The organism is Bradyrhizobium sp. BR2003 (genome assembly GCF_009720285.1).
GTDB classification, from domain to species: domain Bacteria; phylum Pseudomonadota; class Alphaproteobacteria; order Rhizobiales; family Xanthobacteraceae; genus Bradyrhizobium; species Bradyrhizobium elkanii.
Map to the genome: position 1 here is coordinate 221082 of NZ_SMYJ01000011.1, position 23983 is coordinate 245064.

The following is a 23983-nucleotide window of genomic DNA, read 5'->3' on the forward strand; positions in this document are numbered from 1 at the left end:
TGTTCCAACTTTGCGACGACATTTGCCGGGTACGGCCGGAATCGACATGTCCGAATTTGTACATTTGCGCGAAGACCCACTCTTGACCGGACGGCGCGTCCTGATCGTCGAGGACGAGTATTTCCTTGCCGACGACATGCGCGACGCGCTGCGCGCGCTCGGTGCCGATATCGCCGGGCCGGCCGGAGAAATCGACGATGCGCTTCGCATCCTGCGCGACGGCGGCGTGATCGATGGTGCGGTGCTCGATGTGAACATCCGCAAGCAGATGATCTATCCGGTCGCGCGCGAGCTGCAAGCGCGCGGCGTGCCGATCGTGTTCACCTCGGGATACGACAAGATCGTGCTCGGCACCGAATTCGCGGACGTTCCGTTGTGGGAGAAGCCGTTCGACCATCGCGCCATGGCGCACGGGCTCGCCGACATGATTCTGCGCGGCGATCCCGCGAAGCAGATTGATCCGCGGGCCTGACAGCCTGGCTCTATGACCTGCCGGACACGAATTATCGGCCCGAGCATTTGCAAATGTTAGTGCGGAGGTTCGCAGAGAGTCCCACGATGCTCCGGTTACGATCTCGGGACGGGGGTGCGTAATGACCGACATCGAAAGACGTATCGAGCAACTTGAGCAGACGGCCGCAGAACGCGCGCTGATCGCCGACCTCTCAACCGTCACGGAAACCCGCATCCGTAACGCCCAGTTGGCGGACGAATTGCGCCTCGTCGTCGCGCAACTCAGGACCTTGAGGTCGGGTGACGTTCACATTGTCTGATCGTCTCGACCCGCGATCTCCGGCGAACCCGCGCACGACGCATACCCCCGCCTCCCGCATCGTCCTCAGGAAGGACAGCGATGCTGCACGATTCAACGGATCGGATCGAGGAATGTCGGCAACTTGCCGACGAAGCCGACCGTCGGGCCTCGACATCCAGCGTCGAAACGACGCGCAAGGATTACGAGTTGCTGGCGCGATCCTGGCGACGACTGGCGCTGAGCTATGAATTCTCCGCGCATCTCGCGCGCTTCATCAAAGCCCGCTAGTCGGCATGCCGACCGATCGGGATATTGCACGTGCCCGCCCCGCCAGCAAAAGCCTACTTGCTGTTGTCGCGGTGGGCTTTGATCTCCATGCGCGCGCTCGCGGAGCTACGCACCGATTGCCGCAGCTCGGCGAGCTGATCGTCCCGCTGATCGGCGAGCGATTTCTTTTGTGCGCGCAAAGCGTGGCTTTCTTCGATGGCAAGCTGAGCACGGGCGAACAGGGGATCGATCATCGGCGAAACATGTCACTCGATCGCTGCGTCCGCCCTGTCATGGGATAAGTCGGGGGCAGGTTTGCCCAGCAGGCGGTGCGACAAACGTATCAGTTCATGAGACTTCGAAAGTTGCTCGAGCGCGCGTTCGCAGCCCGCATCGATGCGCCGCTTCATGGCCTGATAGTTGGCGAGCCGGTACCCGTAGTCACCATCCCGCATGGCGCCGCCTCCGCAAGGAGCGAAAGCCTAACGCAAGTCAGGACTTCCGGTTCCGTACTGGCTCTCCCCCTGCGGGAAGGGTTCCTGCGTTTTGCGGCCCAGAAACGTGCTGGCGGGGTTTTCGGCGAGGAGTTTGCGCGCGTTGCCGACGACCCTGATCGTCCGCTCGGCCTCGTCGAGATCGTGGGAACGAGTAAGGCGATAGATGCGCCGCTCATTGGGCATGGCGCGCTCCCTGGTTTTGCAGGCGGGAGCACTGTCGGTCTCTCAGCCACCGACGCCTACGGGCAGAGCCTTGGAGAGCCTTGGCCGGTGATGAGTAGACAATGAACCTCGGCGAGGAAAGTTGCCAGCAAAAGTGCTGGTGCAGGGAACCTGAGGCGCCAGAGACGACCATTCGGCCAAACGACAGGCGCCCGGCAAACAACTCAACAAAACCTGCCAATCAGGATAAGAAACTATTCCGCTCGGCGTTTGACCAGACGATGGGTGCGATCGGCACCCGGCTTTCCCTGCGCCCTCTGTTCAAGAGAAGGCGGAACGAACAGCAAAGCTCGGACAATTCATGTCGCGAGAATGCGAAATATGTGACTCGTTGCCAGTGCAACACATTTGGTGTCGTCCCGGCGAAAGCCGGACCCATTGCCCCAGAGTTGTTGCGCGATGCTGGGGCCACGATCCCGTTCATCATCAAGTGCGGTGGTAATTATCGCCCAGCTTGCCGCCTCCGCTGGAGCCCGGATCTGGCGCGCTCGCCAGCTAGCCGGCGAAGCTCATCTGCTTGCACAGCATTCCGAGAGCTTCCGCACACCCGCGCGGCTTCGTCACCACGGGGAGATGCGCATACTTCTGGGGCAGCGTGCTGGCGTCGTAGCCAGTGTACAGGGTGACCGGCGTCCCCATCGCCAGCAGGGTATCGATCAACTTGTAGGACGCGGTTCCATTGACATTGACGTCGATCAGCGCGCCACTGGCGCCGGACGCATGCGGGCGTGCTTCGTCGATCGAAGCGAACGGACCGGCGACGTGATAGCCGGCCTGCCGTGCCAGCGTGGCACAGTCATCGGCAATGAAATACTCGTCTTCCACGATCAAGATCGTACGCATAGCAGCACCTCTGCCAGTTGATCTTCGCGGATGATCGAAGGGATAACGTTCTGCTGCCGGTCGGGTTTCCGGGGCGCGTCGTGCCGCGCACCTTCAGGACAGCGGCCATGGCCTATTTCGGCGAGCGGGCAATTTCGACGCCAAGGCGGCTTGGTCCTGTTTTCCAGGCACGCGCCGTCAGCTACCGGCCACCAGCAACCCGAGGTACAGCCAGAGTACGATTGTCACTGTAATCGTTGCGGCGAAAAAGTAGCGGTCGATGAGATTCATCAACTGCACCTTCGGCTGACTATGGCGGATATCGAATCGCGGTCGAAACATCAGTCGCTGCCGCTTGTCATCTCTCTGCATGGTTCCGGCATTTACATATGAGAGATCGGTGGTCCCACTCAGAGATGCCTCGTTTGCCGATGTGGATCGCCGTCACCGCTAGGCTGCAGCGAGCCACTGCGCAGCCTGATTTCGAGAGCCGAGGATCGACGGGAGGCGCGATTCACATAGGCAAATGCGGACGCCGGTGGTGGGCGCATGTACTTACTACCTGCTCGGTCTCGACAACGGTGCAGGCGGATGACCCCAACGTCGGCTCCCAGGCCCTGAAAGGTGCTGGGGTCGTCTCCGCGCCGCCAAGGCCCTGACGCATCAGCCCCGCGTCAGGGCCTTCGTCATTCCGAGGCCTGGAAGACTCCCGAGCGACACGTATCAGCGCCCCTTGAAGCGTGGCTTCCGCCGTCCGAGGAAGGCCGCGACGCCTTCCTTGTGATCCTCGGTCAGGCTGGCCAAGGCGAACTGGTCGAGGTCCATGTGGCTGGCGAGATCGTCGAGTGCATGTGCCAGCCGATTGACCGTCAGCTTGGTCATCGCGACCGAGATCGGCGGCTGGGCGGCGATCTTGGCCGCGAGCGCCATCGCGGCTTCAGATGACCTACCAGGATCGGTCACCTGCTCCACCAGGCCCCATTCGTAGGCCTCCTCGGCCGAGATCCGGTCGTCAGCCAGGATCACCGCCTGCTTGGTGCGCGCCGGTCCCATCAGATGCAGCATGCGCGGTACGCTCTGCCAGCTCATGTTCATGCCGAGCGCGATTTCCGGCACCCGCATGTGCGCGTCGCGCGCCATGACGCGGAAATCCAGCGCGACGGCGAGTGCCACGCCGCCGCCGACGCAAAACCCCTCGATCGCGCCCATCGTGACCTGCTCCATGTCCTGCCAGGCGCGCGTCAGCCGCGGTCCGAGCTTCAGGTGCCGGCGCAGCGCGCCCATGTCCATGGTCTGGCGCAAACGCCCTTCGGCGTCCTTGAGGTCGAAGCCGGCGCTGAACGATTTGGCGCCGCCGGTCAGCACCACCACCGAGGTATCGCCATCGTCCTCGAAACTGCGCGCCGCGTCGGTCAGCTGCCGCAGCGCCTCCGGCGACAGCGCGTTGATACCGTCGCCGCGGTCGAACCGCACCACCGCGATGCGACCTTCCGGCCCGAGGCCCTTCTCGATCGTCACATCATCAACCACGCATACCTCCCCGCTCGCATTCTTGTGTACTGCCTGCCTCGACATAGCACGACGCTTTCGCCTATTCTGCGGGCATGAGCGAACATGATCATCACCACCCCGATCACGATCATTCCGAACTGTCTGAGACCGAACTGCGCGTCCGCGCGCTGGAATCGATCCTGACCGAGAAAGGCTATGTCGAGGCTGCCGCGCTCGACGCCATCGTGCAGGCCTACGAGACCAAGATCGGCCCGCATAACGGCGCCCGGGTCGTCGCCAAGGCCTGGACCGATCCCGCCTTCAAGAAGGCGCTGCTCGAGGACGCCAGCAAGGCGGTCGGCACCCTCGGCCATGTCAGCCGGGTCGGCGACCATCTGGTCGCGATCGAGAACACGCCTGGCCGTCACAACATGGTCGTCTGCACATTGTGCTCCTGTTATCCCTGGGAAATGCTGGGGCTGCCGCCGGTCTGGTACAAGGCCTCGCCCTATCGCTCGCGCGCCGTTAAGGATCCGCGCGGCGTGCTCGCCGATTTCGGCGTCAGCCTGCCGAAGGAGACGGAAATTCGGGTCTGGGATTCGACCGCGGAGACGCGTTTTCTGGTGCTGCCGATGCGGCCCGAAGGCACCGAGGGCTGGAGCGAAGACCAACTCGCCGAGCTGGTGACGCGCGATTCCATGATCGGCACCGGCTTTCCCAAGAAGCCCGGAGCGCCGTCATGAACGGCGTCCACGACATGGGCGGCATGGACGGGTTCGGCAAGGTCGAGCCCGAGCCGAACGAGCCGATGTTCCATGAGGAGTGGGAATCCCGGGTGCTCGCCATGGTCCGCGCGATGGGCGCGGCGGGCGCCTTCAACATCGATGCCTCGCGCTTCTATCGCGAGACCCTGCCCCCGCAGGTCTATCTGTCGAGCTCCTACTACAGGAAATGGCTGCTCGGGCTGGAAGCCCTGCTGCTCGACAAGGGCTTCATCTCGAACGACGACGTCGCCGCTGGGCATTCCGTCGCGCCGGCGAAAGCGCTCAAGCACGGCAAGTTCACGGTGGCCGACATCGAGCGCATCATGGTGCGCGGCAAGTTCGGCCGCGCGGCACCAGGACCTGCGAAATTCAAGGCCGGCGATCGGGTGCGGGCGAAGAACATGCATCCCGCCACGCACACGCGGCTGCCGCGCTACGTGCGCGGTCACGTCGGGGTGGTCGAGCGCGATCATGGCTGTCACGTATTTCCCGATACGGTGGCCAACGACGCCGGCGAGCATCCGCAATGGCTGTACACCGTCGTGTTCGACGGACGCGAGCTGTGGGGACCGGACTCCGATCCGACCATCAAGGTCTCGATCGATGCCTTCGAGCCGTATCTGGAGGCCGTGTGATGGATGCCGGTGCCGCCGCGCGCGCCACCAGCGCCGTCTCCAGCATTCCTCGCGATCAGGACGGCCCGGTGTTCCGCGCCCCCTGGGAAGCGCAGGCGTTCGCCATGGCATTGAGCCTACATGACCGTGGCGTCTTCACTTGGACCGAATGGGCGGCCGCGCTCGCCGACCAGATCAAGCGCGCGCAGGCGGCGGGCGATCCCGACACCGGCGAGACCTATTACCGGCATTGGCTGGCAACCCTCGAACACCTCGTGGCCGCCAAGGGCGTCACGACGCATGAGACGCTGCACCGCTATCGCGACGCCTGGGACCGCGCAGCCGACCGCACCCCGCACGGCAAGCCGATCGAGCTGACGGCGGCGGATTTCGAGTAGCGGCCCCTTCCGTCGCGGATTGCAGGGCGCCGCATTTTACAGCTGTCGTCCCTGCGAAAGCATATGGTTATCGGCCACGTCCCGCAGCTTGGCTATGCAGGGTGGCATGGTCAGTTGCGCGATTTCGGAATAATGGAAAAATACGGCTGATTTGCCCGACGAGTCAAGGGGGCGGCGTCGAACGTCGGCCGCTCCTTTGCATGGGGTTGTTTTCGATATTTTTGCAGAGCGCCCCTGCGATCGCTGCTGGGACCTGCCCGTCGGGTAAATCAGTGACTGGCGCCACCGCCCTGCGCAACGTACTCCCGCCAGCCCTTGGCCCGCAGGCTGCAGGCCGGGCATTCGCCGCAGCCATAGCCCCAATCGTGCTGCGCGCCGCGTTCGCCGAGATAGCAGGTGTGCGAGTGCTCGCGGATCAGGTCGACCAGCCCTGCTCCGCCGAGCTCGTGCGCGAGCCGCCAGGTCGCGGCCTTGTCCAGCCACATCAGCGGCGTGTGCAGCTCGAAATCCCTGGCCATGCCGAGATTGAGCGCGGACTGCAATGCCTTGATGGTCTCGTCGCGGCAATCCGGGTAGCCGGAATAGTCGGTCTCGCACATGCCGCCGATGATGTGGCGGATGCCGCGCCGGTAGGCCAGCGCCCCGGCGAAGGTGAGGAACACGAGGTTGCGGCCGGGCACGAAGGTGTTCGGCAAGCCGTCCGCGCCCATTTCGATCGCGACGTCGCGGGTCAGCGCTGTGTCGGAAATCTCCGACAGCGTCGGGATCGCCAGCGTGTGGCTGTCGCCGAGTTTCGCAGACCATTCCGGCCGGACCCGCTTGATCCCGGCCAGCAGCTGGTCCCGGCAATCGAGCTCGATCGCGTGGCGCTGGCCGTAGGTGAAGCCGAGCATCTCGACGCGGGCAAAGCGCGACAAGGCCCAGGCAAGGCACGTGGTGGAATCCTGGCCGCCGGAAAACAGCACCAGCGCGGTGTCGGAAGCGCTCTGATCGGTCATGGAACGCGATTTAGCACCTGACGGCGCCGTGGCCAATCCGTGGACAGTGCCGTGTTTCCGGCGTGTTTTGCTGGGATCGACGGGGCCGATTTGGCATAACGGCTATACCTCTCATACAGCGGTGCTCCATGACCCCTTCCCGCGACATTTCCCGCCTGATCGAGATCATGGCTGCGCTGCGCACGCCGGTGACCGGCTGCCCCTGGGACCTCGTGCAGAATTTCGAGACCATCGCGCCCTACACGATCGAGGAGGCCTATGAGGTTGCGGATGCGATCACGCGCGGCGATCTCGACGATTTGCGCGAGGAGCTCGGCGACCTGCTGTTGCAGGTGGTCTATCACGCCAGGATGGCCGAGGAGCAGAACGCGTTCGCGTTCGGCGATGTGGTCGAGGCGATCACCAGGAAGATGATCCGCCGTCACCCGCACGTCTTCGCCGACAAGGACGGCAATATCCAGCCGGCCGGCGTCAAGAGCGCCTGGGAACGGATCAAGGCCGAGGAGAAGGCCGAGCGCGCCGCGCGGCGCCCTCCCGAAGAGACCGCGCACAAATCCTTGCTCGCCAGCGTGAAGACGGGCCTGCCTGCCCTGACGCGCGCAATGGAGTTGCAGCGCAAGGCGTCCACCGTCGGCTTCGACTGGAACGACCCGCGCGCGGTGCTCGCCAAGATCCGCGAGGAGGCCGACGAGATCGAGGCCGCGCTCGACCGCAACGACAAGGCGGAGATCGCCGAGGAAACCGGCGACCTGATGTTCGCGCTGGTCAACCTCGCCCGCCACGTCGACGCCGATCCGGAAACCGCGCTGCGTGCGACCAACGCCAAGTTCGAGCGGCGCTTTGCCTATATTGAGAAGGCGCTGGCGGCGAAGGGACGATCGCTCGATGGCGCGTCGCTGGAGGAGATGGATGCGTTGTGGAACGAAGCAAAGACCGCAAACGCCGCCGTCGTCCCTGCGAAAGCAGGGACCCATACCGCGTGATCTAACGGTTCATCGAGACCGCCAATCCCATGCGAACGCGGAACTGCGATCCTGCCGACGCAATCGGCTACAACAACGTCCCGCGCAGGATCACCGCGGCAACGCCGAAATAGATTACGAGGCCGGTGACGTCGACCAGCGTCGCGACGAACGGCGCGGACGCGCTGGCCGGGTCGAAGCCGATGCGCTTGAGGATGAAGGGCAGCATCGAGCCGCACAGCGATCCGAACGTGACGATGCCGATCAGTGCGGCACCGACGGTCGCGGCGACCAGCACCCAATGCGGGCCGTAATCGAACAGGCCGAGCGTCTGCCAGAGCGTGATTCTGATGATGCCGATCAGGCCGAGAATGGTGCCGAGCACGATGCCGGTCGGCAATTCGCGCACGGCGACACGCCACCAGTCGCGCAGCCGCACCTCGTGCAGCGCCAGCGAGCGGATCAACAGCGAGGTTGCCTGCGAGCCGGAATTGCCGCCCGAGCTCATGATCAACGGGATGAACAGCGTCAGGACGATCGCCTTCTCGAGCTCGCTCTGGTACGACTGCATCGCGGTCGCGGTCAGCATTTCCGACAGGAACAGCGCGCACAGCCAGCCGGCGCGCTTCTTGATCATCTCGCCGAAACCGATCCGCAAATACGGCTCGTCGATCGCTTCCATGCCGCCGAACTTCTGGGCGTCTTCGGTCGATTCCTCGACGATCGCGTCGATGACGTCGTCGACGGTGACGATGCCGAGGATATGGCCGGGGCCGTCGACGACCGCGACGGCGAGCAGGTCGTAGCGCGAGATCAGCCGCGCGGCCTCCATGCGGTCGGCCTCCGGCGAGATCATCAGCGGCTTCCGCGCGGGTGCCGCGGTCAGCACATTGGCGTGCGGATCGCCCGAGATCAGGCGGCGCAGCGGCACGGCCTGGATCAGGGTCTTCTTGACCGGGTCGATCACGAAGATCGAGTAGACGGTCTCGCGGGTGCGCTCGACCATCCGGATGTGATGCAGGACCTCGGCGATGGTCCAGCTCGAAGGCACGCTGACGAACTCGGTCGTCATGATGCTGCCGGCGCTGCGCTCGGGATAGGCCAACAGCCCGGAGATGACGTTGCGGGTCTCCGGATTGAGCCCGTTCAACAGCGTGGTGCGCAGCGGCTCGACCAGCTCCTTGAAGATATCGGCGGCACGGTCGTCGGAGACGCCCGACAGCAGCGAGACTGCGGTATCTTTCGGCAGCTCGGCGAGGATCTCGCAGGTGTTGTCGAGCCCAGGCAAGTCGAGCACCTCGATCGCCTTCTCGGCCGGTAGCGAGCGCAGCAGCTCGGCGGCATCCGCGGGCTCCCGGGCGTTGAGCGCCTCGACGATTTCGGGCGCCCGCTCCTGGGCAAGATCACCGCTCTGGCCGGCGAGCGTCTCTTTCGTGATGGTTTCGCTGGTGTCCTGCATCGATCCGCCTCGGCTTTGCGTTCTGCAGCGCAATGAACCAAGGCGGCGCGGATTTCAAACAGAAAGTGCGACGCCGCGTCGCAGGCGCATCGGCGCCCCGCAACGTCACGGCATCGTCATATTTCGGAAGATTGCAAGGGGGCGTATTCGAGGGCTTACGCCTCGTGGGGAACGGCTGCGAACCGGCTCATCACGATGTCGCGCTTGGTCTCGTCGACGCGCACCGTCATGTCGAAGCGCTCGCCATGCAGCTCCTTGTTCAGGACCTCGGCATTGCGGTGCAGCCAGCTGATGCCGGCGCCATCGGAGGCGTCGATCGAGAGATTGAGCGTCGAGCGCCTGGCCGCGAGGCGATCCTCGATCGCGGCGAGCAGCGCATCGATCCCCTCGCCCGTTGCGGCCGAAACCAGGAAGCATGGCCGCTCCGGCGGACGGCGCGCGGCGATATTGCGCAAATTGTCCCGTTCCTCGGGATCGAAGCGGTCGATCTTGTTCCAGATTTCGATGATGCGCTGGCCGCCATCGGCGTCGGGGTCGATGCCGAGCTGACGCAACACCGCCTCGACGTCACGCTCCTGCGCCTCGGCATCCTCATGGGAGATGTCGCGGACATGCAGGATGATGTCGGCTTCCAGCACCTCTTCCAGCGTGGCGCGGAACGCGGCCACGAGCTGGGTCGGCAGGTTGGAGATGAAGCCGACCGTATCCGACAGCATCGCCTTGCCGCCATGCGGCAGGTTGAGTGCGCGCAGGGTCGGGTCGAGCGTCGCAAACAGCATGTCCGCGGCCTGTACGTCGGCGCGGGTCAGGCGGTTGAACAGCGTCGATTTGCCGGCATTGGTATAGCCGACCAGCGCCACCACGCGATACGGCACGCGCTGGCGGCCGGCGCGATGCAGCCGCCGCGTCGCCTGCACCTTCTTCAACTCGCCCTCGAGCTTGGTGATGCGCTCGCTGATCAGGCGGCGGTCGGCCTCGATCTGGGTTTCGCCGGGGCCGCCCATGAAGCCGAAGCCGCCGCGCTGGCGCTCGAGATGGGTCCAGGACCGCACCAGGCGGCTGCGCTGGTAGTTGAGATGGGCGAGCTCGACCTGTAGCGCGCCTTCCTTGGTCTTGGCGCGGCGGCCGAAGATTTCCAGGATCAGGCCGGTACGGTCGAGCACCTTGGTGCTCCAGGCCTTTTCGAGATTGCGCTGCTGGATCGGCGACAGCGCGCAATCCATCACCACGAGCTCGACCTCGTTGCTGGCGACGAGCCCGTTGATCTCCTCGACCTTGCCCTTGCCGAGATAGGTGGCGGGCCGGATCTGGCTGATCGGCGCGATGACGGAGTCCACCACGGTGAGGTCGATCGCACCGGCGAGGCCGGCGGCTTCCTCGATCCGCGCTTCATAGTCGCGGACAGAGGAATCCGATTGCGCATCGCCGTCGCCACGGCGCGTGCGCAGGTACGGGCCGATGACGATCACCCGCCCGGTGCTGCCGCTCCCCGCCGACCCGGCCCTAGACTTGGTCCGGTCGGCGCCCCCTTCACGATTGAAGGGTTCCAATCAGTTCACTCTCAAGCCGGTGCGTCCTCACCACCTTCGAACAGCTGAATCGGAGCTCCGGGCATGATGGTCGAGATCGCATGCTTGTAGACAAGCTGCGAGTGGCCGTCGCGCCGCAATAGCAAGCAGAAATTGTCGAACCATGTGACAATGCCCTGCAGCTTTACTCCGTTGACCAGAAATATCGTCAGTGGCGTCTTGGTTTTACGAACGTGATTAAGGAAGGTGTCTTGTAGATTTTGTGCGCGGTCTGCCGCCATTGTTTTTGTCCCGCAAGCTTGTGCTTCTTTTTTATTGAACCGGTTGTTGCTCTCTGACGGAGCCTCCTCCGGCTGCCCACCTGCCACGAGATCCCCCTCCGGCAGGCATAGCGGTAGGATTAGAGGCTACGCGCGGTTTTTAGGCAAGCCAGTTCGCGGTGCAGTCGGTAGGAACACGGTGGCAATTCTAAGAAAGTGCGGGGAAAGAGACGAATATTCTCGTAGAGAGTGGATAAATCCCCGGTTGTACCGGCCCCACCCTCGCCCCGCCGATCGATCCCAACCGCCCCCGAGAGCCGGCTGTCGGCTCCCCGGCGGGTGACCGCCCGGGCTTCGCTCCGAGCCGCCGACGGACTGCCGGCCTGCCGCGCCGGGGTCAGCCGACCCCGAGCGCCTTCAGCTTGCGATGCAGCGCCGAGCGCTCCATGCCGACGAACTCCGCGGTGCGCGAGATATTGCCGGAGAAGCGGCTGATCTGGGCGATCAGATAGTCACGCTCGAACACCTCGCGCGCCTCGCGCAACGGCAGGCCCATGATGTGCTCGCCATTATTGGAGGTCGGCATCGCCGGCACCATCGAGCCGACGTCCTGCGGCAGCATGTCGGCGGTGATAATCGCCTCCGGGCCGCCGCCGGCCAGGATCATCACGCGCTCGACGTTGTTGCGGAGCTGGCGGACGTTGCCCGGCCAGACATGCGACTGCAGCACCGCCATCGCGTCCTGCCCGATCTGTCGCTTCGGCAGGCCGGTGGCGGCCGAGATCTGGTCCATGAAATAGTCGATCAGCTCGGGGATGTCCTCGCGCCGCTCCGACAGCGGCGGCACCCGGATCGGCACCACCGAGAGGCGATGATAGAGATCCTCGCGGAAGCGGCCCGCTGCGATCTCCTCCTCGAGATTGCGCGCGGTCGAGGAGATGATGCGGACGTCGACATGGACCTTGCTGGTGCCGCCCTGGCGCTGGAAGGTCTGATCGACCAGCACGCGCAGGATCTTGTTCTGGGTCTCGCGCGGCATGTCCGAGATCTCGTCGATGAACAGCGTGCCGCCGTGCGCCTCCTCGAGCGCGCCGGCCTTGCGCTGCTGCTCGCCGTTCGCCCCCTCGATGCCGAACAGCTCGACCTCCATGCGTTCCGGCGTGATCGCCGCCGCATTGATCACCACGAACGGTCCCTCGGCCCGGCCGGAGGCGTTGTGCAGCGTGCGCGCGGCGAGCTCCTTGCCGGAGCCGGAGGGACCGACGATCAGGATGCGGCTGTTGGCCTTGGCGGCGCGGTCGATGGTCTGGCGCAGCTGGTTCATGCAGGCCGAGCGGCCGGTCAGCACGCTCGCCGCCGGAGCCAGTTGCTTGAGCTCCTTCACCTCACGGCGGAGCCGCGAGGTTTCCAGCGCCCGGGTCGCGACCAGGATCAGCCGGTCCGACTTGAACGGCTTCTCGATGAAGTCATAGGCGCCGCGCTTGATCGCGGCGACCGCGGTCTCGATGTTGCCGTGGCCCGAGATCATCACGACGGGCAGATCGGCATTGTCCTTCTTGATCTGCTCGAGCAGCTGCAGGCCATCGAGCTTGGAGCCCTGCAGCCAGATGTCGAGAAAGACCAGGTTCGGCCGGCGGTTGGCGATCTCGGCGAGCGCCGAATCGCTGTCGCGCGCGGTGCGCGTGGAAAAGCCCTCATCGTCCAGAATACCCGCAACGAGGTCGCGAATGTCAGCTTCGTCGTCGACAATCAGAATGTCACTTGCCATGGGTTACACCTGTCTTGTCAGTCGCTCGTCGCGGCTTTGAATTTTGGCAGTTGCGCATTTGGCTCTTGATTATTTGGCCCTTGATCAGCGGGTTCTTGGATAGGTTCTTGGGTCGGTTCTTGGATTTTTGGTTCATTGTTGGTCGCCTGTGCCGGGCCGTTGGTCGGCTCTTCCGGCGGATTTTTTTCACTGTCCGGTTCGGTCTTGTCCGGTTTGACGTCCGGTTTTTGGTCCTTGCTTGCGGGCTTGTTCTCCGGCTTGGCCGCCTGGCCCGTGACGGCAAAGCGCAGCCGCATCCAGGCGCCGCGCTGGCCGTCGCGGAAATCGGAGGCATCCTTGAGCTCGATGCGGCCGCCATGGTCCTCCAGAACGCGGCCGACGATCGCCAGGCCGAGGCCGGTGCCCTTCGCCCGCGTCGTGACATAAGGCTCGAGCAGGCGCGCACGGGCCACCTTGGGCAGGCCGATGCCGTTGTCGATGACGTCGATCAGGATGTCGTCGTTCTCGCGCTGCGCTACGACGTCGATGCGGCCCTTGCCGAGTTCCTCGCGCGGCACCTGCTCGATCGCCTCGGTGGCGTTCTTGATGATGTTGGTCAGCGCCTGCGAGATCAGCCGGCGGTCGAACTGCGCCGGCAGCGGCGACTGCTTGATGTCCGCCTCGATGTCGAGATCGGGATGGGCGACCTTCATCAGGAACACCGCCTGGCGCACCACGTCGGCGACATCCTCGCCTTCCATCACCGGCTTCGGCATCCGCGCGAAGCGCGAGAACTCGTCGACCATCCGCCTGATGTCGTCGACCTGACGCACGATGGTATCGGTGCACTGCTCGAAGATCGACTTGTCCTTCTCCTCGGTGATGGTCTTGCCGAACTTGCGGCGGATGCGCTCGGCGGAGAGCTGGATCGGGGTCAGCGGATTCTTGATCTCGTGGGCGATGCGGCGGGCGACGTCACCCCAGGCGGAGGTGCGCTGCGCCGACACCAGCTCGGTGATGTCGTCGAGCGTGATGATGTAGCTGTCGCGCGACTGGCTGGTCTGCTCGGCCGAGACGCGGACCGACAGATTGCGCTCATGGCCGTCGCGCAGGATCGTGACCTGCCCCTGCACCAGGCGCTGGGTTCCCTCGCGCGCGGTCTTCATCATCTCGTCGAGCTCGGGCAGCACGTCCGAGAGCGGGTGGCCGAGCGTCTCCGACTCGGCGTGGCCGATCAGCTTTTCCGCCGAGCGGTTGAGGACGCCGATGGTGCCTGACGCGTCGACCCCGATGATGCCGGCCGAGGCCGACGACAGCACCGCCTCGATGAAACGGCGGCGGCTGTCGATGGTTTCGCTGGCATCGACCAGCTCGTTGCGCTGGGTGCGCAGCTCCTGCGTCATCTTGTTGAAGATTTCACCGAGCAGCGCGAGGTCGCTTTCCGACTTGTTGACGGGTACCTGGACATTGAGATTGCCGGTCGAGACCTCGCTCGCCGCGCCCATCAGCTGGCGGATCGGCGACACCAGCCCGTTGGCGAAGTTCAGCCCGATCAGCACCGAGGCCATCAGGATGGTCAGCGCGATCACCGCGAACATCAGCGCGAACGCGACCTGGATGCCGAGCCTGCGGGTCTCGAGCTGGGCATATTCGGCCGCGCTGGTCTGGGTCTGCTTGAGCTGGGCAACCACCGCCGGATCGAGCAGCCGCGCCACATACAGGAACATGTCGTCATAGGCCCGCAGGCGGACCACGGAGGCGACGTAGTTTTCCGGAAAGACCGAGATCTTCGGCTCGGTTTCGTTGACGTCCTTGAGGATGTCGGGCGGCGGCGATTCATAGTTCAGGCGGATGCCGGTATCCGCACTGGCGACGATCTTGCCGTCCTTGTCCATCAGGACCGCGACCGGCAAATTGCGCGCCTCGGCGCCGGCCGTCATCAGCTGCATGAACGTCATGCGATCCTGATCGTAGAGCGGGCGGGCATGGGCAAGATCGTTGGCCATCGCCAGCGTGTCGCCGTTGATGAGCTGGGCGTGCTCCTGCATGTAGGCGCTGGCAATCGTCAGCGAGTTCTGGATCACCTGCTTGGTGGGGCCCGAGAACAGCCGGTCGAGGCCGCGCTCGATGGTGACGTTGGCAACGATCGACACCAGCACGGCGGGCAGCACCGCGATCACCGAGAACAGGCCGACGATCTGGACGTGCAGCCGTGCCGCGGCCCGGCCGCGCCGCCTCGCCTGCACCATCTGCCAGACTTCCCGGACGATGATGCCGACCAGCAGCAGGATGGTGCCGGCGTTGATCATCAGGAAGGAGCGGACCACCTCGGACGTGGGCTCGATCGGGGTCAGCCCGGTCAGCACCACAAAGGTCAGGAAGGCGGACAGCAGCGCGATGGCGACGGCGAACGGCGCCAGCCAGCGCCGCAGCGGGAAGCCCCGCGCCTCTGCATTGGGCTCGGCCGATGACGCGTGTAAGTTTGAAGCGGTGGTCTCTGCGCTGGTCATACCGGCAATTGAGCTGAGAGCGATCGCCCGCGGGAATTGCGAACTGATGCAATCATATCACAATGTTGCCGAATTGCGACATTTCCGCGGCGCAAACCCTGGTGCGGCGCCGTGTCCTCAAAACCATTTGTGACTACTCAATAACGTTGGCGAGGCCCGCGCCGGCCCCGCCAACCTCTACCCGCCGCTCCGGTAGACCTGAATGTCGAGGTCGCGGATCTTCTTGCGCAGCGTATTGCGGTTCAATCCGAGCAGGTCGGCGGCCCGGATCTGGTTGCCGCGGGTCGCCGCCAGCGCGGCGGTCAGAAGCGGGATCTCGATCTCCTTGAGGATGCGGTGGTAGAGGCCCGGCGGTGGCACGCCGTTCGGGAAGCCGGAGAAGTGCGAGGACAGATAGGCCTCGACCGCGCCGCCGAGATTGTCGACGCCGACGGTCGCCGTGCTGCCCGAGGTGACCGCCGGCGGCGCCAGCTCGCCGTCGATGACGGAAGCGGTGATGACGTCCTGCGGATAGAGCGCGGCGAGCCGCCGGGCGAGGTTTTCCAGCTCGCGGACGTTGCCCGGCCAACGGTGCTGCTTGAGCCGCTCCAGCGCCTGGGCATCGAGCTTCTTCGGCGGCAGGCCGTCCTTCTCGGCGAGCGAGAAGAAGTGCCTGATCAGGTCGGGCAGATCCTCGATGCGCTCGCGCAGCGGCGGCAGCCGCAGCGGCACCACGTTGAGGCGGAAGAACAGGTCTTCGCGGAACAGGCCCTGCTGGATCAGGATGCGCAGGTCCTTGTTGGAGGCGGCGACGATGCGCACGTCGGTCTTGATCGGGGTGCGGCCGCCGACCGTGGTGTATTCGCCCTGCTGCAGCACGCGGAGCAGACGGGTCTGCGCCTCCATCGGCATGTCGCCGATCTCGTCGAGGAACAGCGTGCCGCCCTCGGCCTGCTCGAAGCGGCCGGAGGCGCGGGTGTTGGCGCCGGTGAATGCGCCGCGCTCATGGCCGAACAGCTCCGATTCGATCAGGTCGCGCGGGATCGCCGCCATGTTGACCGCGACGAACGGGCCGTTGCGGCGCCGCCCATAGTCGTGCAGCGCACGCGCGACCAGCTCCTTGCCGGTGCCTGACTCGCCCGAGATCATCACGGTGAGATCGGTCTGCATCAGCCGCGCCAGCACGCGGTAGATTTCCTGCATCGCCGGCGAGCGGCCGACCAGCGGGATCGAATCGAACTCGCCGTCGTCGGCGGGACTGGAAACCCGCTCCTTCGGCTCGGCCAGCGCGCGGCCGACGATGGTGATCAGCTCCTTCAGGTCGAACGGCTTCGGCAGGTATTCGTAGGCGCCGCGCTCGGAGGCGCGGATCGCGGTCATGAAGGTGTTCTGCGCGCTCATCACGATGACCGGCAAATTCGGCCGCATCTTCTTGATCCGCGGCAAGAGATCGAACGCGTTCTCATCCGGCATCACCACGTCGGTGATGACGAGATCGCCCTCGCCCTGGCTGACCCAGCGCCACAGCGTTGCGGCGTTGCCGGTCAGGCGCACCTCATAGCCGGCGCGCGAAAGCGCCTGGTTCAGGACGGTCCGGATGGCGGTGTCGTCGTCAGCGACAAGTATGCTACCTGCAGGCATTGGTGTTCCTCATCGTGCATCCTGAGAGGCAGGCGAGGACGTACCCGGAACGTCATCGCGGTTGCTTTGGTCGAGTTGCTTGGCGGCGCTGTACATCGGCATCAGCACGCGGAAAGTGGTTTTACGCGGCTGCGACTCGCATTCGATGATGCCGCCGTGATCGCCGATGATCTTGGCGACCAGCGCGAGGCCGAGCCCGCTGCCGGTCTGCTTGGTGGTGACGAAGGGATCGAACAGGTTCGGCAGCAGGTCTTCCGGCACGCCGGAGCCGTTGTCCTTGACGCAGAATTCCAGCGGCAGCGAGACCCGCGATTTCTTGCCGGGCACCGACAGCCGCACCCCCGGCCGGAACGCCGTGGTGAGCTGGATCTCGGCATCGGTGCCGAGATCGGCGACCGCTTCGGCCGCGTTCTTCACGAGGTTGAGGAACACCTGGATCAGCTGGTCCTGGTTGGCCAGCACCGGCGGCAGCGACGGATCGTAGTCCTCGATGAAGCGGACGTTGCGGGCAAACCCGGACTGCGCCAGGCGCTTCACATGATCGAGCACGGAATGGATGTTGACCGGGCCGCGCGTCACCGGGCGGTCGTCGCCGAACACTTCCATGCGGTCGACCAGCGTCACGATGCGGTCCGCCTCGTCGCAGATCAACCGCGTCAAGAGCCGGTCCTCGGAGGAGGCCTGCTGCTCCAAAAGCTGCGCTGCTCCGCGGATGCCCGACAGCGGGTTCTTGATTTCGTGGGCGAGCATCGCCGCCAGCGCGATCACCGAGCGCGCCGCGCTGCGATGGGTGAGCTGCCGATCCATCTTGTCGGCGATGGTGCGCTCCTGCAGCATCACCACGATATGCCCGGGCCGCTCGGTCAGCGGCGCGACGTGTAGATCGACCTGGCGATCACCGCCGATCCGCGGCGTGCCGAGATCGACCTTGTATTCGTTGACCGGCGAGCCGCTCGTCCGCACCTGCTCGATCAGCGCCAGCAGCGGGCTGCCGAACGGCACCAGCTCCTTCAGCGACTGCCGGCGCAGGAACTGGGTCGAGATCTCGAAGAAGGATTCGGCCGCGATATTGGCGTCGACGATCCGCCCGTCGGGTGCGACCAGCAGCACCGGATTGGGCAGCGCATTGAGGATGGCCTCCCCGTCAGTCGGCACCGGCCGGCGGAATTCCATGGCTGACGTCATGCGGCAGCACTCCAGGCAAAATCGTCGTAGGCGTCGGCGAGCGAGCGGTGCACGCTGGACGGCTCTTCCGCGGTCAGGATCGCCTGCCGCCAGGTCTTCAATGTCGCGGCCGGCGCGCAGCTATAGGCCGCAGCAGCCTCCAGCGCCCAGCCGAGATGCTTGCGTGCATGCTTGAGCCCGACGCGCAGGCCATAGTGGCTGCAAACCTCGTCATAGAGCGCGCGAATGTGCTTGAGCTGCTCGGCGAGCGACGGGGCGGCCTCGGCGATCCCGGTATCCAGGCGGCGGCCGATCTGTCCCGGCAGCCAGGGCTGCCCCTGCGCGCCGCGGCCGATCATGACGGCGTCGGCACCCGACATCTCGAGCGCGCTGACAGCCTTGTCGAACGAGGTGATGTCGCCATTGACCACGACCGGGACGGTGACGGCGTCCTTGACGGCGCGCACGGCGTTCCAGTTCGCCTCGCCCTTGTAGAACTGGCAGCGGGTCCGGCCATGCACGGTGATCATCTGCACGCCGGCGGCCTCGGCGCGGCGCGCCAGTTCCGGCGCATTGAGCGAGTGGTCATCCCAACCGAGCCGCATCTTCAGCGTGACCGGCACCTTGACCGCCGACAGCGTCGCCTCGATCAAGGTCACCGCATGGTCGAGGTCGCGCATCAGGGCCGAGCCGGACTGGCCCCCGGTCACGTGGCGGGCCGGACAGCCCATGTTGATATCGATGACGTCGGCGCCGGCGCCTTCGGCGATCCGTGCGCCCTCCGCCATCCAGTGGGTCTCGCAGCCCGCCAGCTGGACCACATGCGGCCCGACCCCGGCTGCCTCGCAACGCAGCTTCGACATCGGCTTGCCGTTCACCAGATCGTTGCTGGCGGTCATCTCGGAGACCACCAGGCCGGCGCCCAAAGTGGCAGCGAGTCGCCGGAAGGGCGCATCGGTAATGCCGGACATGGGCGCGAGGAGAACCCGGTTGGCGACAGCAATATCGCCGATCTTCAATGGGTTACGAGGAGTACTTTGCACGCCGGTCACAGCCGTCTCGTCGTTCTGTCAGCCACGCCATTGCAGCTGACGGCGTCTATTCTGCGCACAATTCTTGTGCAGTCAAGGCTCATGCCTACGGTTTAGACATTCCTATCATCAGTGCAAGTGCACTGCAACAAGATCTGCTTTTCCCACAGTCATCGGCAAACGCTCTGTTTTTGCGCAGCGGTCATGCTAAGGGCTGTGCGCGGCGATCCTCGCCGTCCCCCTCATCCCCGATTCGCCTGTCACTGGTTCAAAATGCCGAAGCCTGAGCGTACCGCAGCCATCCTTGTCGCAGCCGGCCGTGGACTGCGCGCCGGCGCAGGCGGGCCGAAACAATACCGGACGATCGGCGGACAGACGGTGATCTACCGCGCCATGGAGGCGTTCTCCGGCCACCCGGACGTGTTTGCAGTGCAGCCTGTGGTCAATCCTGACGATACCGCGCTTTTCGATGAAGCGGTCGCAGGCCTCCGCCATCGGCCGCCGACGCCGGGCGGTGCGACCCGGCAGGCATCGGTCCATGCCGGGCTCGAGGCGCTCGCAAGCGAGAAGCCCGAGATCGTTTTGATCCATGACGCCGCGCGCCCCTTCGTCACCGCAGCGGTGATCTCGCGCGCGATCGCCGCGGCCGGCCGGACCGGAGCTGCGATCCCCGTGATTCCCGTCACCGACACGATCAAGCTCACCGGCGATGGCGGCGACGTCGAGGCGACGCCGGAGCGCGCGCGCCTGCGGATCGCGCAGACACCACAGGCTTTTCGTTTCGACGTAATATTGGAGGCGCATCGTCGCGCAGCGCGCGAGGGCCGCTCCGATTTCACCGACGATGCGGCGCTTGCCGAGTGGGCGGGATTGACGGTTGCGACGTTTGAAGGTGATGCTGCCAACATGAAACTCACCACACCCGAGGACTTCGTGCGCGAGGAAGCGCGGCTCGCAAGCCAGCTCGGCGACATCAGAACCGGCACCGGCTACGACGTGCACGCCTTTGGCGACGGTGACCATGTGATGATCTGCGGCGTGCGCGTGCCGCACACGAAGGGATTCCTGGCTCATTCCGACGGCGATGTCGGGCTGCATGCGCTGGTCGACGCGATCCTCGGCGCGCTGGCCGACGGCGATATCGGCTCGCATTTCCCGCCGAGCGACGCCAAGTGGAAGGGCGCCTCCTCCGACCAGTTCCTGAAATACGCGGTCGAGCGCGTCACCGCGCGTGGCGGACGGATCGCCAATCTCGAAGTGACGCTGATCTGCGAGCGGCCGAAGATCGGGCCGTTGCGCGACACCATGCGGGCGAAGATCGCGGAGATCTCCGGCGTCCACATCTCGCGCGTGGCGGTCAAGGCCACCACCAGCGAGCGGCTCGGCTTCACCGGCCGCGAGGAAGGCATCGCAGCGACCGCGAGCGCCACGATCCGTCTCCCGTGGGACGATAATGGCTGGGACGATAAAGGCTGGAGTGCCTGACATGGGCGGCAGCGACGCTCGTGCCCTCTCCCGCTCGCTGCTCGACCTGTGCCGGATGCGCAAGCTGACCATCGCGACCGCCGAATCCTGCACAGGCGGCCTGGTCGCGGGAGCGCTCACCGACATCCCCGGCTCTTCCGACGTGATCGATCGCGGCTTCGTGACCTACTCGAACGAGGCCAAGCGGGTCATGCTCGGCGTCAAGGCGGCGACGCTGGAAACGTTCGGCGCCGTGAGCAAGGAAACCGCGACGGCGATGGCGATCGGGGCGCTGGAAAAGGCGGGCGTCGACCTTGCGGTCTCGATCACCGGCATCGCGGGCCCTGGCGGCGCGACGCCGGGCAAGCCGGTCGGTCTGGTGCATTTCGCGGTCGCCGCGCGCGATGGCCGTATCCTGCATCGCGAGCAGCGCTTCGGCGCAATCGGCCGCAGCACGGTGCGGCAGCGCTCCGTGGTCGAAGCATTGCGCATGCTGATGGAACTCGCGCGCCCGCCGCAAGCCAGCAAGCCCCGCCGCGAGGCCGCCAGCCGGTTGCGGCCAAGGGTGGCCCGCTCGCCGCGGAGCCACGCTGCGAAACGCCGCCGGACGCCGCGCGGATAGACCGACCCAAAGTCGCGTCGCGCCACGGCCGCCTGACTCCGGCTTGTGTCAACTGCGGCCCAGTGACACCTACCTAGAATGGAACTTTGACGCGGTTCGCCGCTTTATGTTGTTCCAACTCTGCTGTTTCGATTGTTCGTCCAACAGCAAAATCCCACAACAAGGAGAAAATGATGAAGTTGGGAACTTTGGTCGTGGCCGCCATCAGCGCTGGCGCCATGACGCTGTCGACTGTTGCGCCTTCGTCCGCCGCACCACTCGCTCCCGCCCGATTGCAGGACCAGCCTGTCTCCGTCGAGCATGTGCAGTATCGTCACTGGCACGGTGGTCCGCATTACGGTTATCGCGGCGGATACGGCTACCGCGGCGGTTACTATCGCGACCGTGGAAACGGCGCTGCGATCATCGGCGGGCTTGCGGCCGGCGCGATCATCGGCGGTGCCATCGCGGCGAGCCAGGCCAAGGCCAATAACGACGCCTATTGCTCCCAGCGTTTCCGCACCTACGACCCGGCATCGGGCACCTACATCGCATCCGGCGGCGTGCGTCGCTCCTGCCCGTAAATCGGCAAACGGTCTCCCGCATCATCCGTCGTGCCCGGCCTCGTGCCGGGCATTTGCGTTCCAGGGAGGCAAACGAGACGGCTTCGCTACGTCGACAGCTGCGGCTTGCCGTACACCTGATCCGCGCGCTTCTCGAACGCGTGAGCAAATCGCCCGAAAGCGGCATCGAACATCGAGCCCATCAGCATCGCCAGCATCCGGCTCTTGAATTCGTAGTTCAGGAAGAAGCCGACATCGCATTCGGCTTCCGACTTCGGCTCAAAACTCCAGCGATTCTCCAGATTGCTGAACGGGCCGCGCAGATATTCGACCAGGATCTTCAGATTGGGGCGGTCGAGCGTCACCTTGCTGGTGAAGGTTTCCCGCACCAGCTTGAAGGACACCGTCATGTCCGCCACCACGACCTCGGTGCCGTCGTCCTTGGGCGTGCGCTGGCGGATCTTGAGCGACTGGCATAGCGGCACGAATTCGGGATAGCGCTCGACGTCCGCGACCAGATCGAACATTTGAGGTGCGGTGTGACGGACCCGCCGCTTGCTTGAGAATCGTGGCATCAGTGGATACTCGCACGGTTTTGCCCGAGTGCGAGGCGCGTCAGATAATCGTCCTCCTGCGCCCGATCGGTGAAGCACACCAGCGATTGATCAGGCCGCAAGCCGGCAAGATACTCGATCAGCTTCGGCCGCTGCTGCTGGCGATAGGTCCAGACGTAGCGGAAGAATTCGAGATCGATCTTCTCGGGGCAGCCGTCCGCCATCTCCGGGCGGACCTGGCCATAGCTGGCGGCAATCCGCCTGAAGATACCGAGCATGCAGGTCGACCGTGGCAGGTCGAACCAGATGATCGTATCGGAGAGTTCCCGGCGCAATTCCCCCGCACCGTGCCTCATGTAGTTGCCATCCATGATCCAGCGCGGCTCCCGGGCTGCTTCGCTCATGCGGCGCTCGAATTCGTCCCTGCCCGACTCGACCCAGCCCGCTTTCCAGAACAGCGCATCGATCGACACGGTCGGAATCCCCGTCATCGCGGACAGCCGCCGCGCAAAGGTCGACTTGCCGGATCCCGACGATCCCATCACCAGAACGCGCTGCATTGGTCCAGTCCAAGGTTCGGTCAAGGCCCGATCAAGCAACGGCGCGTGACGGCGCCGGCTTACCGCCGTTTACAAAAATCTAGCGGCCGCGGGCCGTGCGCGCCGCCTGCAGTTTGGCGAAATCCTCACCGGCGTGATGCGACGAGCGCGTCAGCGGGCTCGCCGACACCATCAAAAAGCCCTTGGTATAGGCGACCCGTTCGTAGCCTGCGAACTCGTCCGGCGTCACGTAGCGCATCACGGCGTGATGCTTGCGGGTCGGCTGCAAATACTGGCCGATGGTCAGGAAATCGACTTCGGCCGAGCGCAGATCATCCATCACCTGCAGCACCTCGTGCCGTTCCTCGCCAAGGCCGACCATGATGCCCGACTTGGTGAAGATGGTCGGGTCCATTTCCTTGACCCGCTGCAGCAGCCGGATCGAATGGAAATAGCGGGCGCCGGGACGGACCGTCAGATAGCGCGACGGCACGGTTTCCAGATTGTGGTTGAAGACGTCGGGCTTGGCCGCGACCACGCGCTCCAGCGCGCCGTCCTTGCGCAGGAAGTCCGGAGTCAGGATCTCGATCGTGGTGGTCGGGCAGCGCGCGCGGATGGCGCGGATCGTCTCTGCAAAATGCTCGGCGCCGCCGTCGGCAAGATCGTCGCGGTCGACCGAGGTGACCACGACATGACTGAGCCCGAGCTTGGCGGTCGCCTCCGCAACGTATTCCGGCTCGCTCGCCTCGAGCGCGCCGGGCATGCCGGTCTTGACGTTGCAGAACGCGCAGGCGCGCGTGCAGGTGTCGCCCATGATCATGAAGGTGGCGTGCTTCTTGTCCCAGCACTCACCGATATTGGGGCAGCCCGCCTCCTCGCACACCGTGACGAGGCCGTTCTCCTTCACGATCCGGCGCGTATCCGCATAGCCGCGCGTGTTCGGCGCGCGGACGCGGATCCAGTCCGGCTTCGGCGGCGACACGGCATCCGGCCGGTTCACCTTTTCGGGGTGACGCGGGCGGAGCTGAGTGGTGGAGATGGTGTCGACGATGGTGACCATAGGTGCCTGCAAGTCGCGAGAGACCTTAGCTAATCGGTGTTGATGCGGCTCGCAACCCGCTCTGCGACCCTAGCAGATCAGCCCAGATATTGG

The 23983-nt window shown here is 65.0% G+C and carries 27 protein-coding genes; 10 read left to right on the forward strand and 17 right to left on the reverse strand.

All coding sequences use genetic code 11. From position 1 onward, the window contains the following. Positions 1-46 precede the first annotated feature (46 nt). The 3 genes from E2I15_RS07355 to E2I15_RS07365 all read left to right on the forward strand — a co-directional run bounded on the left by E2I15_RS07355 (position 47) and on the right by E2I15_RS07365 (position 1042). On the forward strand, positions 47-472 hold the full coding sequence (locus E2I15_RS07355) for a response regulator (RefSeq protein ID WP_137481890.1): 426 nt from the start codon (positions 47-49) through the stop codon (positions 470-472). Positions 473-593: 121 nt separating this feature from the next. Next, positions 594-773, forward strand: a complete 180-nt coding sequence (locus E2I15_RS07360; protein ID WP_246668260.1) for a hypothetical protein — start codon at positions 594-596, stop codon at positions 771-773. Between the two features lie 80 nt (positions 774-853). Continuing rightward, positions 854-1042: a hypothetical protein gene (locus tag E2I15_RS07365; protein WP_137481892.1), complete on the forward strand. Its 189-nt coding sequence runs from the start codon at positions 854-856 to the stop codon at positions 1040-1042. Between the two features lie 53 nt (positions 1043-1095). Here E2I15_RS07365 and E2I15_RS07370 read toward each other — a convergent pair whose 3' ends face one another. The 5 genes from E2I15_RS07370 to E2I15_RS07390 form a co-directional block, all read right to left on the reverse strand. Continuing rightward, positions 1096-1275, reverse strand: coding sequence for a hypothetical protein (locus E2I15_RS07370; RefSeq protein WP_137481894.1), 180 nt, complete (start codon positions 1273-1275; stop codon positions 1096-1098). A gap of 12 nt (positions 1276-1287) precedes the next feature. Then, positions 1288-1476, reverse strand: coding sequence for a hypothetical protein (locus E2I15_RS07375; RefSeq protein ID WP_137481896.1), 189 nt, complete (start codon positions 1474-1476; stop codon positions 1288-1290). Between the two features lie 27 nt (positions 1477-1503). Next, on the reverse strand, positions 1504-1701 hold the full coding sequence (locus E2I15_RS07380) for a hypothetical protein (RefSeq protein ID WP_137481898.1): 198 nt from the start codon (positions 1699-1701) through the stop codon (positions 1504-1506). Between the two features lie 534 nt (positions 1702-2235). Next, positions 2236-2583 carry a response regulator gene (locus tag E2I15_RS07385; RefSeq protein ID WP_137481900.1) on the reverse strand — a complete coding sequence of 116 codons (348 nt, stop codon included), beginning with the start codon at positions 2581-2583 and terminating at the stop codon, positions 2236-2238. Between the two features lie 702 nt (positions 2584-3285). Next, the gene (locus E2I15_RS07390) at positions 3286-4092 is read right to left on the reverse strand and encodes an enoyl-CoA hydratase/isomerase family protein (RefSeq protein ID WP_137481902.1); all 807 of its coding nucleotides are present in this window, start codon (positions 4090-4092) and stop codon (positions 3286-3288) included. Between the two features lie 74 nt (positions 4093-4166). Here E2I15_RS07390 and nthA point away from each other — a divergent pair, with 74 nt between their 5' ends. Genes nthA through E2I15_RS07405 form a run of 3 tightly spaced genes read left to right on the forward strand, consistent with a single transcriptional unit; the run spans position 4167 to position 5829 of the window. Further along, positions 4167-4796, forward strand: a complete 630-nt coding sequence (nthA, locus tag E2I15_RS07395; protein WP_137481904.1) for a nitrile hydratase subunit alpha — start codon at positions 4167-4169, stop codon at positions 4794-4796. Next, positions 4793-5452: a nitrile hydratase subunit beta gene (gene nthB / locus E2I15_RS07400; RefSeq protein ID WP_137481906.1), complete on the forward strand. Its 660-nt coding sequence runs from the start codon at positions 4793-4795 to the stop codon at positions 5450-5452. Before nthA ends, nthB begins: the two co-directional genes overlap by 4 nt. Then, positions 5452-5829 (forward strand): nitrile hydratase accessory protein, encoded by a 378-nt coding sequence (locus tag E2I15_RS07405; protein WP_155262255.1) that lies wholly within the window; start codon positions 5452-5454, stop codon positions 5827-5829. Before nthB ends, E2I15_RS07405 begins: the two co-directional genes overlap by 1 nt. A 269-nt stretch (positions 5830-6098) precedes the next feature. Here E2I15_RS07405 and queC read toward each other — a convergent pair whose 3' ends face one another. Next, positions 6099-6827 (reverse strand): 7-cyano-7-deazaguanine synthase QueC, encoded by a 729-nt coding sequence (queC, locus tag E2I15_RS07410; RefSeq protein WP_137481910.1) that lies wholly within the window; start codon positions 6825-6827, stop codon positions 6099-6101. 128 nt (positions 6828-6955) lie between these two features. Here queC and mazG point away from each other — a divergent pair, with 128 nt between their 5' ends. Next, complete coding sequence (mazG, locus tag E2I15_RS07415; RefSeq protein ID WP_137481912.1) at positions 6956-7810, forward strand: nucleoside triphosphate pyrophosphohydrolase; 855 nt, start codon at positions 6956-6958, stop codon at positions 7808-7810. Positions 7811-7877: 67 nt separating this feature from the next. Here mazG and mgtE read toward each other — a convergent pair whose 3' ends face one another. The 8 genes from mgtE to dusB all read right to left on the reverse strand — a co-directional run bounded on the left by mgtE (position 7878) and on the right by dusB (position 19097). Continuing rightward, positions 7878-9248 carry a magnesium transporter gene (gene mgtE, locus E2I15_RS07420; RefSeq protein WP_137481914.1) on the reverse strand — a complete coding sequence of 457 codons (1371 nt, stop codon included), beginning with the start codon at positions 9246-9248 and terminating at the stop codon, positions 7878-7880. 155 nt (positions 9249-9403) lie between these two features. Continuing rightward, positions 9404-10798: a GTPase HflX gene (gene hflX, locus E2I15_RS07425; protein WP_137481916.1), complete on the reverse strand. Its 1395-nt coding sequence runs from the start codon at positions 10796-10798 to the stop codon at positions 9404-9406. An 11-nt stretch (positions 10799-10809) separates the two neighbouring features. Beyond that, positions 10810-11058: an RNA chaperone Hfq gene (hfq, locus tag E2I15_RS07430; RefSeq protein WP_006020546.1), complete on the reverse strand. Its 249-nt coding sequence runs from the start codon at positions 11056-11058 to the stop codon at positions 10810-10812. A gap of 376 nt (positions 11059-11434) precedes the next feature. Then, positions 11435-12805, reverse strand: a complete 1371-nt coding sequence (ntrX, locus tag E2I15_RS07435; RefSeq protein WP_137481918.1) for a nitrogen assimilation response regulator NtrX — start codon at positions 12803-12805, stop codon at positions 11435-11437. Between the two features lie 17 nt (positions 12806-12822). Beyond that, positions 12823-15294 carry a sensor histidine kinase NtrY-like gene (locus E2I15_RS07440; protein WP_137481920.1) on the reverse strand — a complete coding sequence of 824 codons (2472 nt, stop codon included), beginning with the start codon at positions 15292-15294 and terminating at the stop codon, positions 12823-12825. Between the two features lie 177 nt (positions 15295-15471). Further along, on the reverse strand, positions 15472-16914 hold the full coding sequence (gene ntrC / locus E2I15_RS07445) for a nitrogen regulation protein NR(I) (protein ID WP_021079341.1): 1443 nt from the start codon (positions 16912-16914) through the stop codon (positions 15472-15474). A gap of 9 nt (positions 16915-16923) precedes the next feature. Then, the gene (locus E2I15_RS07450) at positions 16924-18099 is read right to left on the reverse strand and encodes a two-component system sensor histidine kinase NtrB (RefSeq protein ID WP_137481922.1); all 1176 of its coding nucleotides are present in this window, start codon (positions 18097-18099) and stop codon (positions 16924-16926) included. Then, positions 18096-19097 carry a tRNA dihydrouridine synthase DusB gene (gene dusB / locus E2I15_RS07455; protein WP_137482072.1) on the reverse strand — a complete coding sequence of 334 codons (1002 nt, stop codon included), beginning with the start codon at positions 19095-19097 and terminating at the stop codon, positions 18096-18098. Before dusB ends, E2I15_RS07450 begins: the two co-directional genes overlap by 4 nt. A gap of 285 nt (positions 19098-19382) precedes the next feature. On the opposite strand from dusB, the gene E2I15_RS07460 reads away from it, so the two are divergent. The 3 genes from E2I15_RS07460 (at position 19383) to E2I15_RS07470 (ending at position 21758) form a co-directional block, all read left to right on the forward strand. Then, a complete protein-coding gene (locus tag E2I15_RS07460; RefSeq protein WP_137481924.1) occupies positions 19383-20594 on the forward strand; it encodes a bifunctional 2-C-methyl-D-erythritol 4-phosphate cytidylyltransferase/2-C-methyl-D-erythritol 2,4-cyclodiphosphate synthase in 1212 nt (403 codons plus the stop codon). Between the two features lies 1 nt (position 20595). Next, positions 20596-21195, forward strand: coding sequence for a CinA family protein (locus tag E2I15_RS07465; RefSeq protein WP_137481926.1), 600 nt, complete (start codon positions 20596-20598; stop codon positions 21193-21195). Between the two features lie 170 nt (positions 21196-21365). Continuing rightward, positions 21366-21758 (forward strand): BA14K family protein, encoded by a 393-nt coding sequence (locus E2I15_RS07470; RefSeq protein ID WP_137482074.1) that lies wholly within the window; start codon positions 21366-21368, stop codon positions 21756-21758. 86 nt (positions 21759-21844) lie between these two features. On the opposite strand, the gene E2I15_RS07475 is transcribed toward E2I15_RS07470, so the two are convergent. From E2I15_RS07475 to lipA, 3 genes are all read right to left on the reverse strand, one after another. Next, positions 21845-22312, reverse strand: a complete 468-nt coding sequence (locus E2I15_RS07475) for a type II toxin-antitoxin system RatA family toxin (protein WP_137481928.1) — start codon at positions 22310-22312, stop codon at positions 21845-21847. Then, positions 22312-22851, reverse strand: a complete 540-nt coding sequence (locus E2I15_RS07480) for a P-loop NTPase family protein (protein WP_137481930.1) — start codon at positions 22849-22851, stop codon at positions 22312-22314. Before E2I15_RS07480 ends, E2I15_RS07475 begins: the two co-directional genes overlap by 1 nt. 79 nt (positions 22852-22930) lie before the next feature. Further along, positions 22931-23890 carry a lipoyl synthase gene (lipA, locus tag E2I15_RS07485; RefSeq protein ID WP_038386732.1) on the reverse strand — a complete coding sequence of 320 codons (960 nt, stop codon included), beginning with the start codon at positions 23888-23890 and terminating at the stop codon, positions 22931-22933. Positions 23891-23983 lie beyond the last annotated feature (93 nt).